This window comes from Undibacterium sp. SXout7W (assembly GCF_049339385.1).
GTDB lineage: Bacteria > Pseudomonadota > Gammaproteobacteria > Burkholderiales > Burkholderiaceae_D > Undibacterium.
On record NZ_JBMPPF010000021.1, the window covers coordinates 68896 to 86073 of the forward strand.

The 17178-nt window shown below is 47.0% G+C and carries 18 protein-coding genes and 1 tRNA gene; 16 read left to right on the top strand and 3 right to left on the bottom strand.

From position 1 onward, the window contains the following. Positions 1–327 precede the first annotated feature (327 nt). Positions 328–1104 (top strand): SDR family oxidoreductase, encoded by a 777-nt coding sequence (locus ACO0LB_RS17600; protein ID WP_423051443.1) that lies wholly within the window; start codon positions 328–330, stop codon positions 1102–1104. Next, positions 1101–1550, top strand: a complete 450-nt coding sequence (locus ACO0LB_RS17605; RefSeq protein ID WP_423051445.1) for an acyl-CoA thioesterase — start codon at positions 1101–1103, stop codon at positions 1548–1550. The genes ACO0LB_RS17600 and ACO0LB_RS17605 overlap by 4 nt, the downstream gene beginning before the upstream one ends. A gap of 23 nt (positions 1551–1573) precedes the next feature. On the opposite strand, the gene ACO0LB_RS17610 is transcribed toward ACO0LB_RS17605, so the two are convergent. Further along, positions 1574–2134 carry a LuxR C-terminal-related transcriptional regulator gene (locus ACO0LB_RS17610; RefSeq protein ID WP_423051447.1) on the bottom strand — a complete coding sequence of 187 codons (561 nt, stop codon included), beginning with the start codon at positions 2132–2134 and terminating at the stop codon, positions 1574–1576. 178 nt (positions 2135–2312) lie between these two features. Here ACO0LB_RS17610 and ACO0LB_RS17615 point away from each other — a divergent pair, with 178 nt between their 5' ends. Both ACO0LB_RS17615 and ACO0LB_RS17620 read left to right on the top strand, forming a co-directional pair. After that, entirely contained in the window at positions 2313–3014 is a 702-nt protein-coding gene (locus tag ACO0LB_RS17615) for a CoA transferase subunit A (RefSeq protein ID WP_423051449.1), read from the top strand. 17 nt (positions 3015–3031) lie between these two features. After that, complete coding sequence (locus ACO0LB_RS17620) at positions 3032–3673, top strand: CoA transferase subunit B (RefSeq protein ID WP_423051451.1); 642 nt, start codon at positions 3032–3034, stop codon at positions 3671–3673. A gap of 80 nt (positions 3674–3753) precedes the next feature. On the opposite strand, the gene ACO0LB_RS17625 is transcribed toward ACO0LB_RS17620, so the two are convergent. Both ACO0LB_RS17625 and ACO0LB_RS17630 read right to left on the bottom strand, forming a co-directional pair. Then, positions 3754–4284 (bottom strand): DUF3617 domain-containing protein, encoded by a 531-nt coding sequence (locus ACO0LB_RS17625; RefSeq protein WP_423051453.1) that lies wholly within the window; start codon positions 4282–4284, stop codon positions 3754–3756. An 88-nt stretch (positions 4285–4372) separates the two neighbouring features. Then, positions 4373–5155, bottom strand: coding sequence for a 3-hydroxybutyrate dehydrogenase (locus tag ACO0LB_RS17630; RefSeq protein ID WP_423051478.1), 783 nt, complete (start codon positions 5153–5155; stop codon positions 4373–4375). Between the two features lie 139 nt (positions 5156–5294). Here ACO0LB_RS17630 and ACO0LB_RS17635 point away from each other — a divergent pair, with 139 nt between their 5' ends. The 12 genes from ACO0LB_RS17635 to ACO0LB_RS17690 all read left to right on the top strand — a co-directional run bounded on the left by ACO0LB_RS17635 (position 5295) and on the right by ACO0LB_RS17690 (position 16875). Beyond that, positions 5295–6164 carry an alpha/beta fold hydrolase gene (locus tag ACO0LB_RS17635; protein ID WP_423051455.1) on the top strand — a complete coding sequence of 290 codons (870 nt, stop codon included), beginning with the start codon at positions 5295–5297 and terminating at the stop codon, positions 6162–6164. Positions 6165–6175: 11 nt separating this feature from the next. Beyond that, complete coding sequence (locus tag ACO0LB_RS17640; RefSeq protein WP_423051457.1) at positions 6176–6526, top strand: RidA family protein; 351 nt, start codon at positions 6176–6178, stop codon at positions 6524–6526. Positions 6527–6536: 10 nt separating this feature from the next. Then, positions 6537–8774: a RelA/SpoT family protein gene (locus tag ACO0LB_RS17645; RefSeq protein WP_423051459.1), complete on the top strand. Its 2238-nt coding sequence runs from the start codon at positions 6537–6539 to the stop codon at positions 8772–8774. Positions 8775–8879: 105 nt separating this feature from the next. Then, positions 8880–8956, top strand: a tRNA-Val gene (locus ACO0LB_RS17650). Positions 8957–9166: 210 nt separating this feature from the next. Then, positions 9167–11077 (top strand): threonine--tRNA ligase, encoded by a 1911-nt coding sequence (thrS, locus tag ACO0LB_RS17655; protein WP_423051461.1) that lies wholly within the window; start codon positions 9167–9169, stop codon positions 11075–11077. 69 nt (positions 11078–11146) lie between these two features. Next, entirely contained in the window at positions 11147–11668 is a 522-nt protein-coding gene (gene infC, locus ACO0LB_RS17660; RefSeq protein WP_423051480.1) for a translation initiation factor IF-3, read from the top strand. A gap of 160 nt (positions 11669–11828) precedes the next feature. Further along, positions 11829–12026: a 50S ribosomal protein L35 gene (rpmI, locus tag ACO0LB_RS17665; protein ID WP_162020098.1), complete on the top strand. Its 198-nt coding sequence runs from the start codon at positions 11829–11831 to the stop codon at positions 12024–12026. A gap of 28 nt (positions 12027–12054) precedes the next feature. Further along, on the top strand, positions 12055–12414 hold the full coding sequence (gene rplT, locus ACO0LB_RS17670) for a 50S ribosomal protein L20 (RefSeq protein ID WP_186885142.1): 360 nt from the start codon (positions 12055–12057) through the stop codon (positions 12412–12414). Between the two features lie 128 nt (positions 12415–12542). Continuing rightward, a complete protein-coding gene (gene pheS / locus ACO0LB_RS17675) occupies positions 12543–13559 on the top strand; it encodes a phenylalanine--tRNA ligase subunit alpha (protein WP_423051463.1) in 1017 nt (338 codons plus the stop codon). A gap of 51 nt (positions 13560–13610) precedes the next feature. After that, positions 13611–16037, top strand: coding sequence for a phenylalanine--tRNA ligase subunit beta (gene pheT, locus ACO0LB_RS17680; protein WP_423051465.1), 2427 nt, complete (start codon positions 13611–13613; stop codon positions 16035–16037). A 41-nt stretch (positions 16038–16078) separates the two neighbouring features. After that, positions 16079–16492, top strand: coding sequence for an integration host factor subunit alpha (locus ACO0LB_RS17685; protein WP_423051467.1), 414 nt, complete (start codon positions 16079–16081; stop codon positions 16490–16492). A gap of 8 nt (positions 16493–16500) precedes the next feature. Beyond that, complete coding sequence (locus tag ACO0LB_RS17690) at positions 16501–16875, top strand: MerR family transcriptional regulator (protein WP_423051469.1); 375 nt, start codon at positions 16501–16503, stop codon at positions 16873–16875. Positions 16876–17178 lie beyond the last annotated feature (303 nt).

The window sequence follows — 17178 nt, forward strand, 5'->3', positions numbered from 1 at the left end:
TGGCTAAAATTGCTTTCGTGAAATTTTCGAACGAGCGTGCTAATTTGTGTAGAGCATAATATATGCTGCCAGTATATTTCGCAAGTTAGGGAACGAACAAGTTCGTGATCCGATTGTTGCAGAAATTTTGCAAATTATCGCAGAGATGTATCGATAGGGGCACGAATTTTATTGTGGTCATCTATAAGACTGCAGGCATCTAAGGTACTGCCGAAGATAGTGGATGTGTTTTCTGTAAATTCCGTACAACATGGGTCGGATGTCTATGTCATCATAGCGTTTCGTCTTAGAGTAGTGCGCTTATTCAAATAATCTGTGGAGATACACATGGGAATAGAAGTTAATTTCGAAGGAAAAATAGCACTGGTGACAGGTGCTTCCAGCGGTCTTGGCGCGAGATTTGCAAAAATTCTGGCGCAAGCGGGTGCGCAGGTAGTACTGGCGTCACGCCGTATTGATCGATTGAAAGAGTTAAGAGCCGAAATTGAAGCTGAGGGGGGGGCCGCACATGTGGTCGCATTGGACGTTACGGATTATGGCAGTATTAAGTCGGCGATTGCTCATGCCGAAACGGAGGCTGGTCCTATCGATATTCTGATCAATAACTCTGGTGTTTCTACAACACAGCGATTGATTGATGTTACGCCGGACGATTATGCGTATGTGATGGATACCAATCAGCGTGGTGCTTTTTTTGTGGCCCAGGAGGCTGCTAAACGTATGATCGCCCGCCATAAAGGTGACCCCAAAAAACAGCATCGTATCGTCAACATTGCATCTGTAGCTGGCTTGCGCGTACTACCGCAGATTGGCGTGTATTGCGTCAGTAAGGCAGCGGTTGTGCATATGACGAAAGCAATGGCAGTGGAATGGGGGAAATACGGTATCAATGTCAATGCAATTTGTCCCGGTTATATTTCGACTGAGATTAATTCAGATTATTTTGATACTGAACAAGGACGCAAGCTGATTGATTTGTTGCCGAGAAAACGCGTTGGCACACCTGAAGATCTTGATGGTTTGTTGTTGTTGCTGGCTGCTGAAGAGTCTCGTTTTATTAATGGCGCTATCGTGACAGCAGATGATGGAATGAGTGTGCAATGACGGAGGTGACGGTTGCGGATAAAAAGCTGGTGTATACCGTCACCATACCGATCCGTTGGGGCGATATGGATGCGATGGGGCACGTCAACAATACGATCTACTTCCGCTACATGGAGCAAGCCAGAATAGAGTGGTTGCAGATGATGGGATGTTTGCCGGATGATAATGGTAATGGTCCTGTCATCGTCAACGCACATTGCACTTTTAAAAAACCGCTGAAGTATCCAGATCAGGTAGAGGTGTGCACTTATATTGGTGCAGCGGGACGAAGCAGTTTTGAAACCGTGCAGGAAATGCGCTCAGTCAGTGATGGCTATGTCTTATATGCTGAAGGTGGGGCGAAAGTTGTCTGGGTCAGTCCTGTGACGGAAAAATCAGTGCCTTTGCCGGACCCGATCAAGCAAAAGCTAAACGAAATGAAACAATCCAAGCGTAAAAAAAACTGAGTACCTCACACGACAAGGGCTGATCAGCGAATGATGCCTAGTAATTTGTGTACAAGCTCGCTGGAAGTAGATGCTGTGAATTTGCGCATGAGCTTTGCTCTGTGCATTTCCACAGTGCGTGGACTAAGACCTATCTGACGAGCGATCAGCTTACTGGTTTTTCCTTCGACCAGCAGCGCTGCAATTTCTCTTTCTCGTGGTGTCAGCTCTGCCGTCACGGGACGTTTAGCACTCAAATCATCAAATGTCCAAATTCCATAAGCATGCGGATCTTCTTTTTGTAACCCTCGGCCCGATACATGGCACCAGAATAATTCAGCATTGGCACGCTTCATGATGCGCTCATCAGAATAAGAGCCTTTGGCATTCATAATTGGTGTTATCCGGACACCGGTTCTTTCAAACTCATCTGGACTTGGATACAGCACCAGAAACGATTGTCCAATCAGTACTTCCTTCTGATAGCCAAACATATTCGCCAGTGCATCATTACATGCTCTGATAATGCGATTTTGTGACACGCACATGCCGACTGGCGCATACTGGAAAATGGATTCAAAATCGATGGCCTGCACAGCGTTCATATTGCGGTAAGTAGTTGTTAAGTTTTTGCCTGATTATTCAGGTATTTTTACGGTATTGCGCAGTATAGCGCAGCATCATATCCTGTATGTCAGTTGAAAACGCTGGTGGTTTGACGATTGATATTGATCGAACTGCCAGAAATAAATAAGTTGTATTTGAATAAGATAGGGGACGGTTATGAATAAGGTTTATCCTGATGCAGCCGCTGCGCTGGCGGATATCGTAAAAGACGGTCAAACCATTGCAGTAGGTGGATTTGGTTTATGCGGCATTCCTGAGGCATTGATTGCCGCGTTACGCGATACGGGGGTGCAAAATCTGACCGCGATTTCGAATAATGCCGGTGTAGATGGCTTCGGATTAGGTCAATTACTGACAACGCGCCAGATTAAAAAAATGATTTCGTCATATGTAGGCGAAAATAAAGAGTTTGAACGTCAGTATCTCGCTGGTGAGTTACAGCTGGAATTTACTCCGCAAGGCACTCTGGCTGAAAAGTTGCGTGCTGGTGGTGCTGGTATTCCTGCATTTTTTACCAAAACCGGCGTTGGTACGATTGTCGCTGAAGGCAAAGAAATCAGGGAATTTGATGGTCAGCAATATGTGATGGAGCGCTCATTAGTTTCCGATGTCTCTTTGGTGAAAGCATGGAAAGCAGATAAATCCGGTAATCTGGTGTACAGAAAAACTGCTCGCAACTTTAATCCTAATGTCGCAATGGCAGGTAAGGTCACTGTTGCTGAAGTCGAAATACTGGTCGAGACCGGCGAATTGGATCCGGATGAAATTCATACTCCAGGTATTTTTGTGCAGCGTATCGTCGTCAATAGCTCACCTGAAAAACGTATTGAACAACGTACAGTACGTTCTGCAAAATAAATCTAAGGAGACATAATATGGCTTGGAATCGTGACGAAATGGCTGCGCGCGCGGCGCAAGAGTTACAAGATGGTTTTTATGTAAATCTCGGAATTGGTTTACCTACTCTGGTAGCCAATCACGTTCCGGAAGGAATGGAAGTATGGCTTCAGTCAGAAAATGGTCTATTGGGCATTGGTCCATTTCCAACGGAAGATGAAGTAGATCCAGATATGATTAATGCTGGCAAACAAACAGTGACAACTTTGCCAGGCTCATCCATTTTTAGTTCGGCAGATTCGTTTGCCATGATCCGCGGTGGGAAAATTAATCTGGCGATTCTCGGTGCAATGCAGGTCAGCGAAACAGGCGATCTGGCGAACTGGATGATCCCTGGCAAGATGGTCAAGGGGATGGGGGGCGCAATGGATCTGGTGGCAGGCGTTGGTCGCGTGGTGGTTCTCATGGAGCATGTTGCCAAGGGGGATGCTCATAAAATTCTGAAGGCCTGCAATTTGCCTTTGACCGGTGTTGGCGTAGTTAATCGCATTATTACAGATCTGGGTGTGATTGATGTGACACCAAAGGGCTTGAAACTAGTTGAGTTGGCCGCTGGCGTCAGTAAAGAAGAAATCGTCACCAAGACAGAAGCAACGCTGGATGTGAGTGAGTTTGCTTAAGTTTAGATTTATTGACATCAGTATATGAAAAAGCCGCTAGTAATAGCGGCTTTTGTACATCTGAGTGAATGATTATTTGGTTATTTCTTTGTTGGTGGCATTTCACCGATCGGCTTGATATCTCCGCAGTCTGATGACAGCCATTTCCCACTTGTTTCCATGTGTTGCGAAATGGCCTGCCCGTGCGCAGTTCCCTTGAAATCGTAGACTGAGCTCATGCTGTCTCCCGTGGCGCTTCCTTTTACGGTACCTACCCCCTTCATTTCCGGACTATCGCAGATTAAGTCCATCGAGTAATTGCTGCCGGATTTCGACACATTTTTGCTTTGGCAAGACTGCTGTTCTTTGGCTGCGGTGAAAGGGGCATTTTGTTCGGTCATTTCTTTTGAAATGCAGACTTTATGCACCATCGCACCATTTTGCATGGCAGGCATCTTAATACCCATTTGCTTCATTTTTTCTATTTGTTCAGGGGAAATTTTGGGCATACTTTTCATCGCGTCCGAACGCATGCTCATTTCCCATAAACCTGGTTTCATTTTGTCGGATGCCTGTACGTGTAAGGCTAACAAGCTAAGGCTGAGCAACAGTGGTCGTATCATTGTAGTCATCTTTACTCCTTGTAAACTTGGTGTGAGAACGTGGCCGAAGATAAATTGCTTATCGACATTGAACAGCTAAGTAGTCTTCGTTTGTGCTTTATTGAGCAACCCAGCCACCATCCATGTTCCATGCCACGCCACGTACCTGACTGCCAGCGTCGCTACAGAAAAATACGGCCAAATCTCCTAGTTGATCAGGTGTAACGAATTCACCAGAGGGTTGTTTTTCTGCAAGTAATGCTTTTTTTGCCTCATCATTGCTGATATGGTCTTTTTCTGCGCGCGCATCAACTTGCGTTTGTACTAGTGGAGTCAGTACCCAGCCCGGGCATATGGCATTGCAGGTAACACCAGATTGCGCGGTTTCCAGAGCAGTTGTTTTTGTGAGGCCAATGAGTCCGTGTTTTGCCGCAACATAAGCAGATTTTTGTGCCGAGGCGACGAGGCCATGTACCGAGGCGATATTAATAATGCGTCCCCAGTTATTGGCTTTCATGTGCGGTAGTGCCAGTCGGGTGGTGTGGAAGCAGGATGTCAGATTGATCGCAATAATGGCATCCCATTTTTCTTCTGGAAAATCTTCAATATTGGCGACATGTTGTATGCCTGCGTTATTGACTAAAATATCTACGCCGCCAAATTCTTGTTGTGCATACGCCATCAGATCAGCAATTTCTTTGGATTTGCTCATGTCGGCATTGTGATAGCCGGTTTTAACTCCGTAGTCTGTTTCAGTTTGTTGTTGAATGTGCCGAATGTCATCAGCATTTCCGAAGCCATTAAAAATAATAGTGGCGCCTTGCTTTGCCAGCGAATGTGCAATACCTAGCCCGATTCCAGAGGTGGAGCCGGTAACTAAAGCGGTTTTTCCTTGCAATATTGATGATGGCATATTGATTCCTGACTGAGTTATGGGTGAAAAATCATGCGATAAAAATTCATAACGATGATTTTAAGCGTAACGACCAGTAAAATGTCAGGCATTTCCATCAATAGAAATATCTCAACAAGGAGTGATCATGCAGGCTACACGCAAAGCAGTGCAATGCATTTCCCCGGCCGGGCTGCACACCATGTCATATAAGGAATGGGGAGATGCAGACAACCCTAAGGTATTGGTATGTGTGCATGGCGTTACTCGGGTTGCTGACGATTTTGATGCATTAGCAAGCGCGATGTGTGATGAATACCGGGTTGTGTGTCCTGATGTGGTCGGGCGTGGACAATCAGGTCGCTTGCGCAATCCCATGTTCTATCAGGTGCCGCAGTATGTCAGTGATATGGTGACGTTGCTGGCGAGATTGGATGCTACACACGTCGACTGGTTCGGCACCTCCATGGGGGGCTTGATCGGTATGGGGTTGGCGTCACTGGCGGACAACCCTATTCGTAAACTGATTTTGAATGATGTCGGGCCAGCTTTGAATCTTACGGCTCTTGCAAGAATCGGAGAGTATATTGGTCAGGATGTTCGTTTTCAGACGTATGAGGAGGCAGTGACATATATACGTTTGATCTCTGCTTCATTTGGTCCGCATACCGATGCGCAATGGGATAAGCTGGCACATGATGTGTTACGGCAAAATCCGGAGGGACAGTGGATACGTCATTACGATCTTGCTTTGGCTGAGCCATTTAAGTTGACGACGCCGGAGCAAGCGACTCTGGCACAAGCCATGCTTTGGGCTGCCTACGATGCAATACGCTGTCCGACTTTGCTGGTCAGGGGAGAGTTATCCGATCTGATCTCTGCCGAATCTGCCCACGAAATGACGCAGAGAGGCCCTCGTGCGACGAGGGTGGAAATATCGGGAGTCGGCCATGTGCCGACGTTCGTACAGCCTGAACAGATTGCAATCGCGAGACAATTTTTGCTTAGTAAAGATTAAATAAGGATGATATGGGTATTCAGCGATTACACGTAGGTCATCGCCTGTCAGAGGTGGCGATATTCAACAAGGTTATTTATCTTGCGGGGCAAATTCCGGAGGATGTCAGTCAGGGAATCACAGGTCAAACCCGAGAAGTGCTGGGCCATGTAGATCGCTTGCTGGCAGAGGCGGGGAGTGATAAGAAGCATATTCTTAGTTGCCAGATTTTTTTGTCAGATATCAGTTTGATCAATGAAATGAATCAGGTGTGGGATGTCTGGGTTGCGCCGGAAAATTCTCCGCCGCGAGCGACGGTCGAGGCGAAGTTGGCTAACCCCGAATGGTTGATTGAGATTGTCGTTACAGCGGCACAAATATAAAAAGAGTTATATGGTATCTATTTCGGCCACCGTGTCTGAGTCCCAGTTGCTGGAAGGACTGTCGGAAGCAGAGGCAGAGCGGTTTTTACAGGCGCTTGAATTTGTCACGCCTTTGTATTCCGGCAAGGATGTAATTACCGGACAAAATGCCTTGCAGTTTGTGCAGGGTGTCGTATCCACGCTGGCGATGCTTCGCACGGATATCGATACAAGAATAGCGGCGCTATTATTTGAGTTGCCGGCACTATGTCCTGCGGCTGCAGAGCAAATTGAGGCACGTTTTGGCAGGGAGCTTGTCGAGTTGGTGAGTGGTATCCGGCGCTTGATGAAACTGCGCGAAGCCGCGCTGACACAGCACGATGTCGGACGGGGTAAAGACGCTGCGGGCAAAGCGGCAACCCAGATGGAAACTTTACGCAAGATGATGTTGGCGATGGCGACCGACATGCGCGTGGTGTTGATTCGCCTGGCGTCACGTGTAACAACACTGCGCTATTTTGCTGAGTGTAAGCGTGACGATGGCGCTGCTCAGCAATATGCCAGTGAAACCATGGATTTATATGCGCCGCTTGCGAACAGGTTGGGGGTCTGGCAACTGAAATGGGAGCTTGAAGATTTATCGTTCCGTTTCCTTGAGCCTGCGCAGTACAAGCGGATAGCGAAAATGCTGGAAGAGAAGCGGCTCGAGCGAGAGAGCTTCGTTGTTTCAGCGATTGCCAGATTGAATTCTGAATTAAAGGCTGCGGGTATTAAAGCGGAAGTATCAGGACGTCCGAAGCATATTTACAGCATCTGGAAAAAGATGAAGGGAAAGGATGTCAATTTTGACGAGTTATATGACGTCAGAGCTTTCCGTGTCATCGTCAACGATATCAAAGACTGTTATACCGTGCTCGGCATTGTGCATAACGCCTGGGTACCGCTGCCAAGAGAATTTGATGATTATATTTCGCGTCCCAAACCGAATGGTTATAAATCATTGCATACGGTGGTGGTCGTCGAAGATGGTCGTCCTTTGGAGGTGCAGATCAGAACGCGGGAAATGCATCAGTTTGCAGAATATGGTGTGGCTGCCCACTGGCGTTATAAAGAGAGCGGTGGATCGAATTTTCTGGCGCAAGAATATGACGAAAAAATTGCCTGGTTGCGTCAACTGCTGGCTTGGAAGACGGACGTTGCTGAAACCGTTGTTGAGCACGAGGATGTGCAACGGGAATGGGTAGAAAAGCTCAAGGCGGCGAGTCTTGATGATCGAATTTATGTATTGACACCGCAGGCACGTGTCATCGAGTTACCAAGGAATGCGACGCCTATCGATTTTGCGTATCAGTTGCATACCGATGTTGGTCATCGTTGTCGGGGCGCGCGCGTGGATCATGTCATGGTGCCGTTAAATACACCGCTGAAAAATGGGCAGACCGTCGAAATTATCACGCTGAAAGCCGGTTCCGCACAATCTGGCCCATCCCGTGACTGGCTGAATCAGGAGTATTCAGCCAGTACGCGCACTAAAAGTAAAATCCGTGCTTGGTTTAATGCAATTGACCAGCAGGAAACATTGTCAAATGGCCGCGCGTTGGTGGAAAAAACTTTACAGCGGGAAGGTAAAACGGCTGTCAATCTGGAAGAGTTGGCACGTAAGTTAGGATTTGCTGCGGTGGATGATTTGTTCTTATCGGTCGGTAAGGATGAATTCAGTTTACGCCAGATAGAAACGGTGTTGCGTGATAACGTCGAGACGGTACTGGTTGATGAATTTAGTATCACTAATAAAAGTAAATCTTCCAGCGTTACACAAGGAGCTAAGTCTGGCGTATTGGTAGTTGGTACTGATGGCTTGATGACACAATTAGCACGCTGCTGCAAGCCAGCTCCTCCAGATGATATTGTGGGTTTTGTGACGCGCGGTAAAGGTGTGTCGATACATCGCCTGACCTGTAAAAATTTTGCAGAAATGCGCAATAAGGCACCTGAGCGTGTGATCCAGACTACTTGGGGTGGGCATGATAAGGACACAGTCTATCCTGTTGATATATTTGTACTTGCGCAAGATCGGCAAGGATTGTTGCGGGATATTTCTGAGGTGTTTTCGCGTGAAAAAATGAATGTTATTGGTGTCCAAACGCAAAGTGCAAAATCGCAGGCGAGAATGTCGTTTACCGTTGAGATTGCAGGTACAGCGATGCTGCAGAGGGCATTGATGGTCATTCAGGAGGTTAGCGGTGTTCTGGAGGTTCGCAGGCAATAAGTCGGAGGAATTGTTTTTGCCTCGCAAAATCAGAGATATGTTTTAAGAAATTTCGGTCAGCTACTAGCAATTACTTAAAAGTCTCTGATATACTCTCGTTTCTTTAGACGCGTAGCTCAGCTGGTTAGAGCACTACCTTGACATGGTAGGGGTCGTTGGTTCGAGTCCAATCGTGTCTACCATAGATTTTAGATGTACATTTCTTGAATAAGAGCGAGAAAGGCAGCCTGGTTATGACACCGCGAACTACCACGAAAATGGTTTGGGAGCGACTCTAGTCGGGCTCTTTTTCGTCTGTATTAAATTGAAAAAGCACGGCTAGCCGTGCTTTTTTTTCGTCTGCATTTTTGATTTCTAATTATCGGCAAACTTCTGCCACTTTGGAGAGTGACATGGTCTCAGTAAAACTTCCTGATGGTTCGCAGCGTCAATTTGATGCTCCAGTTACAGTGGCACAGGTGGCGGCTAGTATTGGCGCTGGTCTTGCAAAAGCGGCCTTGGCTGGCCGTGTGGATGGAAGGCTGGTAGATACATCTCACCTGATCGAGCAGGATGTCGAGTTGGCGATAGTGACGGATAAGGATGCGGATGGCTTGGAGGTGATACGCCATTCTACCGCTCACTTGCTGGCCTATGCAGTTAAGGAATTGTATCCGGATGCGCAAGTGACGATAGGTCCTGTGATCGAAAACGGCTTTTATTACGACTTTTCGTACAAACGTCCTTTCACGCCAGATGATTTGGTGTTGATCGAGAAGAAAATGTTTGAGCTTGCTAGAAAGGATGAGCAAGTGGTGCGTAAAGTGCTGCCTCGCGATGAGGCTGTTGCTTACTTTAAATCTATAGGTGAAGCATATAAGGCGGAGATTATTGAATCAATTCCTGCAGATCAGGATGTTTCCTTATATACCGAAGGTAGCTTTACTGATTTGTGCCGTGGGCCACATGTGCCGTCGACCGGCAAGCTGAAGGTGTTTAAGTTGATGAAACTGGCAGGTGCTTACTGGCGCGGCGACTCTAAGAATGAAATGCTGCAGCGGATTTATGGCACTGCTTTTGCAAAGAAAGAGGATCAGGAGCAATACCTTCACATGTTGGAAGAGGCGGAAAAACGCGACCATCGTAAGTTGGGTAAGGCGCTTGATTTATTCCATTTTCAAGATGAGGCTCCTGGGTTGGTATTTTGGCATGCAAAGGGGTGGACTATCTGGCAGCAGGTCGAGCAATATATGCGTAAAGTTTACCAGGACTGTGGCTATCAAGAAGTGAAGGGGCCGCAAATTTTGGATAGTAGCCTGTGGGGTAAAACCGGGCACTGGGATAACTACAAAGATAATATGTTTGTGACAGAGTCGGAAAATCGTGCATATGCTTTGAAGCCGATGAATTGCCCTGGCCATGTGCAGATTTTTAATTCTGGCATGAAGAGCTATCGTGATCTGCCTTTGCGCTTTGGTGAGTTTGGTCAATGTCACCGTAACGAGCCTTCTGGTGCCCTGCATGGTATTATGCGCGTTCGCGGCTTTACTCAGGATGATGGTCATATTTTTTGTACTGAAGAGCAGATTCAGGATGAGGTCATTGCATTCCATCCTCAGGCAATGAAAGTCTATGACGACTTTGGTTTTAAAAATATCGCTATTAAACTTGCTTTGCGTCCAGATAATCGCATTGGTACTGATGAAATATGGGATAAGGCTGAAGAGACTTTGCGCGCAGGTTTGCGTAGCTGCGGCGTGACTGAATGGGAAGAGTTGCCTGGTGAGGGGGCTTTTTATGGTCCGAAGATTGAGTATCACCTGAAAGATAGTCTCGGTCGTCCGTGGCAAGTTGGTACGATGCAAGTCGATTTCTTTATGCCCGGACGTCTGGGCGCGGAATATGTGGCGGATGACAATAGTCGGAAAGTGCCGGTCATGTTGCATCGTGCGATTGTTGGTTCTATGGAGCGCTTTATTGGTATTTTGATAGAAAACCACGCTGGCGCCTTGCCTTTGTGGTTGGCACCAGTGCAAGTATCTGTCTTGAATATCTCCGAGTCGCAGTCGGAATATACAAAATCTGTTGCAGAAATCCTGAAGAAACAAGGATTTAGAGTAAATACCGATTTGCGTAATGAGAAAATTACCTATAAAATACGCGAACATTCAATTCAAAAGTTACCCTACATCGTAGTCATTGGGGATAAAGAACGGGATGCTAACACCGTAGCCGTGCGTACGCGTGGCAATCTGGATCTAGGGGTAATGCCTCTTGATACCTTCATCGCTCGTTTGCAAAACGAAGTGGCAACTAAGGTTTAACAGATCAGTCGGCAATTCTGCTTTGGCAGAATAGCGCGGTAAAGATTTTATTTTTTAAAGGAAACTGCAATAGCTACCGAAAGAACACATCGTATCAACGGTGAAGTTACCGCGCCTGAAGTGCGCTTGTCTGGCGTTGATAACGAACCTCTGGGGATCGTTAAACTGGGTGAGGCGTTTCGCTTGGCCGAAGAGGCTAATGTGGATTTGGTGGAGATTGCACCAACTGCCCAGCCTCCAGTTTGTCGTTTGATGGATTACGGCAAGTTTAAGTATCAAGAGCAGAAGAAAGCTCATGAAGCCAAATTGAAACAAAAAGTCATTTTGGTTAAAGAGGTCAAATTCCGCCCTGGTACAGATGATGGTGATTACAACATCAAGCTTCGTAATCTGATCAAGTTTCTCGATGAAGGTGATAAAACAAAGATCACTTTGCGTTTTCGTGGTCGCGAAATGGCTCACCAGGAAATCGGTATGCGTGTACTTGAACGTTTAAAACTGGATTTGGAGCCTTACGGTCAAGTTGAGCAGTTTCCAAAGATGGAAGGTCGTCAGATGGTCATGATTCTGGCGCCGAAGAAAAAAAAGTAAGCATTTGATTTTGCAGCACCTGCCCTGGTAGGGATTGCGATAGGCCAGTTCAGACATGAACTGGCCACAATAAGTGAGAAGTAGGCATCCAAGAGTAGCGATTGTTGCTGCCACCTACCATCATATAAAACTGGAGCTGTCCTAACAGACAGATAGTACTATGCCAAAAATGAAGACGAAAAGTAGCGCAAAAAAGCGCTTTCGCGTCCGTCCAGGTGGTACCGTTAAACGCGGTCAAGCTTTCAAACGTCATATTCTGACTAAGAAAACAACCAAAAACAAACGTCAATTGCGCGGTGCTGTAGGTGTTCATGACACCAACATGGTATCCGTTATGCGCATGATGCCAACAGCCTAACCTCATACTCATTATTTAAGGAGTTATTATGCCTAGAGTAAAACGTGGGGTTACAGCTCGTGCCCGTCATAAAAAAGTACTGAACCTTGCCAAAGGTTACCGTGGTCGTCGCAGTAAAGTATTTCGTATTGCCAAGCAAGCAGTTATGCGCGCTGGTCAATACGCGTACCGCGATCGCCGCAACAAGAAACGCGTATTCCGCGCACTGTGGATTACTCGTATCAACGCAGCAACACGTCAACACGGTATGACTTACAGTGTGTTCATGAACGGCTTGAAAAAAGCTTCTATTGAACTCGACCGTAAAGTACTGGCAGACATGGCAGTGATGGACAAACCAGCGTTTGCTGCGATTGTTAATCAAGTTAAAGCCAACCTGGCTGCGTAATTAGTAATTTGTAGTCGCTTGCGATCTGTTCAGCAGATCGCATCTATCAAGCGGGGCAGAGGTTGATTCCTATGCCCCGTTTTGTTTTCAGCTCATAATTTCAGCTTCTATATAAGCGGGAACAACGCATGAACCCATTAGATCAAATCGTCAGCCAGGCCTGTGCTGATTTTCTTGCGGCAGCGGACGCCGCAGCGCTGGAAAATGCTAAAGCCCTGTACCTTGGCAAAAGTGGTCAGATTACCGAACAGATGAAGAGTCTGGGCAAATTAACCCCAGATGAGCGCAAAGCTCAGGGCGCGATTATTAACGCCGCCAAAGTACAGATTGAAACCGCGTTGACCGAACGCCGCGATGCGCTGGCGAATGCGCAATTGCAGGCACGTTTGAACTCAGAAGCAATTGACGTAACCTTGCCTGGCCGTGGCCGCAGTGTCGGCGGCATCCACCCTGTGATGCGCACCTGGCAGCGTGTCGAAGAGATTTTCCGCTCTATCGGTTTCGACGTGGCAGATGGCCCGGAAATCGAAACTGACTGGACCAATTTTACTGCATTGAACAGCCCGGAAAATCACCCTGCGCGCTCCATGCAAGATACTTTTTATGTCGATGGCAAAGATAGCCAGGGCAAACAATTACTGCTACGCACTCACACCAGTCCGATGCAGGTTCGCTATGCGCGCATGAATAAGCCTCCGATCAAGGTTATTGCTCCTGGCCGTACTTATCGTGTTGATAGTGACGCTACACATTCCCCGATGTTCCATCAGGTGGAAGGTTTGTGGATTGCTGAAGACATCAGCTTCGCAGATCTCAAAGGTGTGTATCTGAATTTCGTTAAAGCATTTTTCGAAACTGACGATTTACAGGTGCGTTTCCGTCCTTCGTATTTCCCGTTTACCGAGCCCTCCGCCGAAATCGACATCGCGTTCGGTAGTGGTCCGCTAAAAGGCCGTTGGTTGGAAGTGTCTGGCTCCGGCCAGGTGCATCCTTCTGTCGTGCGTAATATGGGACTTGATCCAGAAAAATATATTGGTTTTGCGTTCGGCTCCGGCCTTGAGCGTTTGACCATGCTGCGTTACGGCGTGAACGATCTGCGCTTGTTTTATGAAGGCGATTTACGCTTCCTGAAGCAATTCAACTAATTTCTTTGAGCGAATTTTACGTTCAGAACCCCAACATGAGACGGCTGAATTATGCAATTTTCTGAAAACTGGCTACGTACCATGGTCGATCCGAATATGACTTCGGATGAGTTATCCCATTTGCTGACTATGTCTGGTTTGGAAGTCGAAGAGGTGGAGCCAGTAGCTCCACCGTTTACTAATGTCGTGGTTGCCGAAATCCGCGAAATCGCCAAGCATCCGGATGCTGACAGACTCAACATTTGTCAGGTTGACGTTGGTACCGGCACACTATTAAACATTGTGTGCGGCGCGCCGAACGTGCGCGTAGGCATGCGCGTTCCGTGCGCGATGGCTGGTGCAGTACTGCCGCCGGGCGCAGACGGTAAGCCGTTCGAAATCAAGGTAGGTAAACTGCGTGGCGTCGAGTCGCAAGGCATGCTGTGCTCGGCGCGCGAACTGAAATTATCGGAAGATCACGGTGGTCTGATGGATTTGCCGTCGGATGCGCCGGTCGGCCAGAATTTCCGCGATTACTACGAACTCAATGATCTGAAATTCACCATCAAACTGACGCCGAACAAAGCCGATTGCTTGTCGGTGCTGGGCGTTGCGCGTGAAGTGTCGGCATTGACCGGCACACCCATGCAGTTGCCGACTACCAAAGCCTTGCCGGTGACATTAACTGAACGATTGCCGGTAAAAGTTTCAGCCCCAGATTTATGCGGACGCTTCTGCGGTCGTGTGATCCGCGGCGTGAACGCGAAAGCACCAACACCGGAATGGATGAAGCAACGTCTGGAGCGCAGTGGCCAGCGACCGATTTCGGCACTGGTTGATATCTCCAATTATGTGATGCTGGAACTCGGGCGTCCTTCTCATGTATTCGATCTCGATAAAATTCATGGCGGCCTTGATGTGCGTTGGGGTAAAGCGGGTGAGTCACTGAAACTCTTGAACGGTAATACTGTTGCAGTGGATGAATGGATTGGCGTGATTTCTGACGATAAAGAGATTGAATCGTTGGCAGGCATCATGGGTGGGGATTCCACCGCAGTGACGTTGGATACGCAAAATATCTATCTGGAAGCGGCATTCTGGTGGCCGAATGCAATTCAGGGCAGGGCGCGTCGTTTCAACTTTTCTACAGATGCTGCGTACCGTTTTGAGCGCGGTGTCGATTTCGAAAGTATCGTCGAACACATTGAGCGCATCAGTGCACTGATCGTAGAAATTTGTGGCGGCAGTGAGCAAGTTAAACTGGGGCCTGTCGACGATCAGATCGTTAACTTACCGCAGCGCTTGCCAGTCAAATTACGTACTGCGCGTGCGCAAAAAGTGATTGGCGTGCCGCTGACGGACGTAATGATTGCTGATATTTTTAAACGGTTGAATCTGCCGTTTACGCTTCTGGATGGTGAATTTCTGGTGACACCTCCTTCTTATCGCTTCGATATTGAAATTGAAGAGGATTTGATTGAAGAAATTGCGCGCGTGTATGGTTTTGAAAATATTCCGACATTGCCACCTGTTGCCGCCAACTCAATGTTAATTGCACCTGAAAATCAGCGTTCTTTGTTTGCCGTACGTCGCTTGATTGCAGATCAGGATTATCAGGAAGTCGTTAATTACAGTTTTGTAGAAGAAGCATGGGAAAAAGATTTTGCTGGCAATGATAAACCTGTCAGATTATTAAATCCTATTGCTAGTCAGATGAGTGTCATGCGCACGAATCTGTTGGGTAGCTTGATTTCCAATACGCGTTACAATTTAAATCGAAAAATTAACCGTATTCGTATTTTTGAAATTGGGGCTATCTATAAGACTGATGACACTGTACAGGACGGTCCATTGGAGGTCGCAGGTTACCAGCAATCAAAACATTTGGCAGGACTGGCTTACGGTCCTGTAGCAGATGAGCAATGGGGGCTAGCGACTCGAAATGTCGATTTTTTCGATGTCAAAGCGGATGTGGAAGCATTGTTTTCACCAAAGGTATTACGTTTCGTGAAAAGCCAGCATGTCGCATTGCATCCAGGACGTAGTGCGGATATTGAGTGCGACGGACACGTCATTGGGTTTATCGGTGAGTTGCATCCTCGTTTGCAGCAAAAATATGACTTACCTTTGGCGCCAGTTGTTTTTGAACTGGATTCTGCAGCATTGCAGTCTGTTCATGTTCCTGTATATCAAGAAATTTCCAAGTTTCAAGCGGTGACACGCGATCTGGCTCTTGTTGTTAAGCAAACACTTTCAGTGCAGGATTTACTGGATGTATTTTATACTGAAGTAGCAGCTAATCCTGTATGCAAAATGGTGCAAGCCATTGTTTTGTTTGATGAATATCGTGGAAAAGGTTTAGAGTTTGACGAGAAAAGCCTTGCTTTCCGCTTTAGCTTGCAAGATACTCAAGCAACATTACAGGACGATATAGTGGAGGCAGCAATGGCAGCATTTACTCAAGCTGCAGGAGCTAAATTCTCTGCTAAATTACGTTGAGATGATTGATTGTTGCTCGCATAGACTGGATGAGTTTGATAATGAATGACGTAAATTCCGCTGAATTTCAGTCAGTGCTGGATGCTGATTTAAATCGTGCGATGCTGGAGGCCAGGGCTCGTTCTCAAGCGGAAAAAGAGTTACCCACCTTAACCAAGGCCGAGTTAGCTGAATTGCTTTTTGAGCAAGTTGGTTTGAACAAGCGCGAGGCAAAGGATATGGTGGAAACTTTTTTCGATGAAATTCGCGATGCCTTGGAAAGAGGTGAGGCCGTAAAATTGTCCGGTTTTGGCAATTTTCAGCTTCGCGACAAACCTCAGCGTCCGGGACGTAACCCGAAAACTGGGGAAGAAATTCCTATTACTGCACGTAGAGTTGTCACTTTCCATGCCAGTCAAAAACTGAAAGGTATGGTTGATGATGCTAGTGGTCAACCTCTTGCGCACGCTGCCTGAAAATTCTCATGACTGAATTCAAGATTGAACCTGTCACCTTACCGCCTATTCCTGCGAAGCGTTATTTTACAATTGGTGAGGTGAGTGAATTATGTGGCGTGAAGCCACACGTTTTACGCTATTGGGAGCAAGAATTTTCTCAATTGAAGCCAGTGAAACGGCGTGGTAATCGTCGTTATTACCAGCATCATGAAGTGTTATTGATACGCCGGATTCGTGAATTGCTGTATGAGCAGGGGTTCACCATTAACGGTGCCCGGAATAAGTTGGGAACTCATTCTGGTGAACGTGCAATGATGGAAACTGAGAAAGATGAACCAGTCGTTAATTTGTTTCAAATCAGAGATGAACTACTCTCAGTTCTTGCCTTGCTAAAGCCTTAAGACACAAAACATAAGCCATAAAACAAGGGCTGATAGGGATAAAATCCTATCAGCCCTTGTTTTTATCCCGAGATTATTTATGCTGCAGCTTTGTATCTGGTTGGCGTGGTGGTGATTGGTAAGCACCCGGTAAAGTCGTCTTGAACCGCGCTCCGGATTTATAGAACATAGTGTCTACGTAATAACTGGGTACATGTACATTATGAATCTGAATGCAGTTCCTCCCGTGCCAAGGCGCCGACGCCATAGTGCCGAATTCAAAGCCCAGGTAGTTCAGGCTTGCGAGCAACCAGGTGTCTCCAT